The organism is Algoriphagus sp., assembly GCF_024642405.1.
Lineage (GTDB): Bacteria > Bacteroidota > Bacteroidia > Cytophagales > Cyclobacteriaceae > Algoriphagus.
Map to the genome: position 1 here is coordinate 1 of NZ_JAHEBC010000391.1, position 3,410 is coordinate 3,410.

At 38.1% G+C, this 3,410-nt stretch carries 1 protein-coding gene and 2 pseudogenes; 1 reads left to right on the plus strand and 2 read right to left on the minus strand.

The features are described from left to right. Both Q0L68_RS18255 and lysA read right to left on the minus strand, forming a co-directional pair. Positions 1–667 (minus strand): annotated as a pseudogene (locus Q0L68_RS18255) (hypothetical protein); the annotation flags it as partial. A gap of 233 nt (positions 668–900) precedes the next feature. Then, the gene (lysA, locus tag Q0L68_RS18260; protein ID WP_296705693.1) at positions 901–2,133 is read right to left on the minus strand and encodes a diaminopimelate decarboxylase; all 1,233 of its coding nucleotides are present in this window, start codon (positions 2,131–2,133) and stop codon (positions 901–903) included. Between the two features lie 202 nt (positions 2,134–2,335). Here lysA and Q0L68_RS18265 point away from each other — a divergent pair. Then, positions 2,336–3,410, plus strand: a pseudogene (locus Q0L68_RS18265) (two-component sensor histidine kinase); the annotation flags it as partial.

Here is a 3,410-nt window from a genome sequence, read left to right on the forward strand (position 1 = left end):
TTACAAGGTCAGCTGGGTCAACAGGACCTCTGATTGCTATACTATTGGGGTATCTTGGAAAAAAAGCTGGTGAAAGACCTGAACCATATTGGAATGGATTTTCAAATCCTCCAAGTTTCCCCTCATATTGATTGCCCCAATTTCCTCGAGCATCTAGGCCTATTCCCATATAGGCTCCCTTTAAACCATACCCACCTAAAAAAGCACCGCCACTATATCTAAGAGGAGAATATCCTAATGAACCCCCTAATCCACCGATTTCAAACGTGGAAGCATCTATTGTTCCATCAAAAAGGAAAAAACTAAAGCCATCTCCAGGTTCATTTGGGGTCAAAGGTCCATATGCAAAATATTCGAAAGAAGTTTTGATTCCATAAGCAGATGAAAAAGGCAAATCCACAAAAACCCAACCTCTTTGATTAAGCTGGTTACTTGTTAACCTTAAAACTCCATTATCAACAGGATCGCCATTTCCAGAGGTTAATACCGCCTGTAATGGATCTCCATCAAATACTGTATTTGCTCTAGGCGTGTTACTGGTGAAAGGTTCACAATAGGGAAAGCCATCTCTAGGGATTACAGTTTGCCCGTAACCCAGAGATCCACCCACTAAAAAAAGTAAAATGGTAATAATCAGAAAATGCTTGCCTCTAATTTCTTTCAACATGTACTATGCCTTCAATTCCTGCATCATAAAGGTACTTAAAATACTATGAGCTGCAGAGTATTGAACATTAAATGTAGGTTGTGAAACTACTAGGGCTTATGATTGAGGCTAACAATCTTGTTGGGTTCCAAACCATCTTGAAATAACACAATTCCTTTGTGTTTTTTATATCAATAGTCAGTTCTGAACTCAATAATTATACCAGTTAGGCTCTATATTAAAAATAATTCTGATTAAATATCCAGAATCACCTGATGGCGTAAAAGGTCTTGAAATTCTTCTCTTTTTCGGATCAATTGAGCCTTCCCTTCCCATACTAAAACTTCAGCGGGTCTTAGTCTGGAATTGTAATTTGATGCCATACTAAATCCATAGGCCCCGGCATTCTTGAATACCAAGAAATCCCCTTTTCTTACGTTCCCAATTTTACGATTCTTTGCTAAAGTATCCGTTTCACAAATGTATCCCACTACATTGTAAGTCTCCGGATCTCCATCCATATTGCTTAGGTTATATACATCATGAAAAGCATCATACATCATGGGTCTGATCAAGTGGTTTAACCCGGAGTCTACACCAACAAAAGTAATTTGAGGAGTATTTTTAACTACATTAGACTCTACTATCAAGTACCCCGACTCGCTTACAATAAACTTGCCTGGCTCTATCCATAGCTCCAATTCTCGTCCATACTTTGCACAAAACTGCTGGAAAGCACTCGATACAATTCTACCTACTTCATGGACATCTGTAGAGGGATCACCTTTCTTATAAGCCACTTTGAATCCACCTCCAAAATCAAGAAACTTAAGATCTGGAAAATTCATGGCCGCCTCAAACAACACATTCCCACCTTTCAGAAAAATCTCGGCATCCAAAATATCCGAACCGGTGTGAATGTGAAGTCCTACGATTTTTAGATCGTACTTTTTTACAATCTCTAAAATTTCCGGTAGCTGCTCAATCGAAATCCCAAACTTGCTTTGAATATGACCGACGGAAATCTTTTCATTTCCACCCGCCATGATATGCGGATTGATCCGGATACAGGCAGGAATGGAATTTCCATAGGAAGCACCAAAATCCTCCATGAGGGAAATACTGTCTAGATTCACAATGACTCCCAATTCCACAGCCTCCTGCACTTCGCGGAAATTTACCCCACTTGGAGTGTACATAATTTCAGCGGCAGAAAAACCTGCTTCCATACAAATCCTGATTTCCTCTATCGAAACTGCATCAACCTCAGCACCAGCTCTTTTTACCAATTTCAATATATTGACATTCGTTAGAGCTTTCGTCGCATACTTGATTTTTAAAGGAACCTTTGAAAAGGCATTTTTTAAAGTTTGGATTTGGGATATTATTTTCTCCCCATCATAAACATAGACAGGCGTACCGAATTCTTTCGCAATTGATTCCAAGGAAACTCCCTGAATAGAAATAGGATTTTGAGACACTGGCATGATCTTAAATTTGCGGTCAAAGATAGCCAAATAACAAAAAAAGGAGGCATGTGCCCCCCTTAAATGTAATTAAGAAATCATTCCATAAAGAACGGAATCAAATTTCACTTTGTTCACACATCAGCGAACCTAATCTAAGTGATTGCCAGTTAAATATTGTTAAGCAATTTATCACGCTTTATAATCAGGCTAAATTTGTACAATGTCTAAAGGAAACATAATTCTTATCATCGTCTTGATGTCCCTAGCCAGCTTTGGCTTAATGGGATTTCAATACTATTGGGTAAGAAATGCTGTGCGGATAAATCAAGAACGTTTTGATCAGAACGTTTATATGGCTTTATCGGGGACAGTGGAACAACTCGAAAAAGGGGAAACTTCCGATGTATTATTGAGCTCTTTAATGAAAGACCCTGTTTTTCAGGAATCCTTGTTTGAAAAAATTGAACCTATCACTTTTCCGATTCAGCAGAGGTCAGTTTATAGAAGTCGACCTTCCATAGTTGATACCATGCTGACAGATAAAGCCCCCGAAGTAAGCCCTACTTTCAAAAGAATATTAGAGTCCAGAGGTTTTGATATGGATGCTTTGAAAGAGTTGGAAATGTTTTTTGCTTACATGACACCTGAGCTTGCCTCAAGTTTGTTCACTCCAGACGAAATGGCGATCCTTTTGGAAGAAAAGGAAAGACAATTAAGCTATCTCAGCAAGGTAGAATCTGCTCCAAATAGACAAAATATTAGGGTCTCTCCTGTCCCTGAGGTAATGACCGAAATAAATATTACTGATGATATCTTGGATAAAATCAAGAGGGCCAATTTTAAAATTGATATGGTTGAAAAGACTTGGAATGAGTTAGCCGCAGGTCAAAAAGCCATTTTAGATAGACTTGATACGCTTCAAGTAAGAGAGTTACTTCAAAATCATTTATTAGAAAGAGGAATTGAAGAGTCTTTTGAGCTGGGACTCTTACAAGATAATGGTGAGGTTTTGCCTTTGGGACCTGTCACAAACCAAAAAACGCTACTTCAAGACGGCATCAAGGCCAAGTTATTCCCAAATGATATTTTAGGTAAAGATAACTTCCTTTATATCTTCTTTCCTGAAAAAAACTATCATGTCATAAAACAAGTTTGGGCTCCTATTTCCAGTTCTATTGTTTTTATTGGGGTCATAATTTTCTGCTTCATCTACGCTATAAAAGTTATTATCCGACAAAAGGCTCTTTCGGATACCAAAAATGATTTTATCAACAATATGACTCATGAGTTCAAAA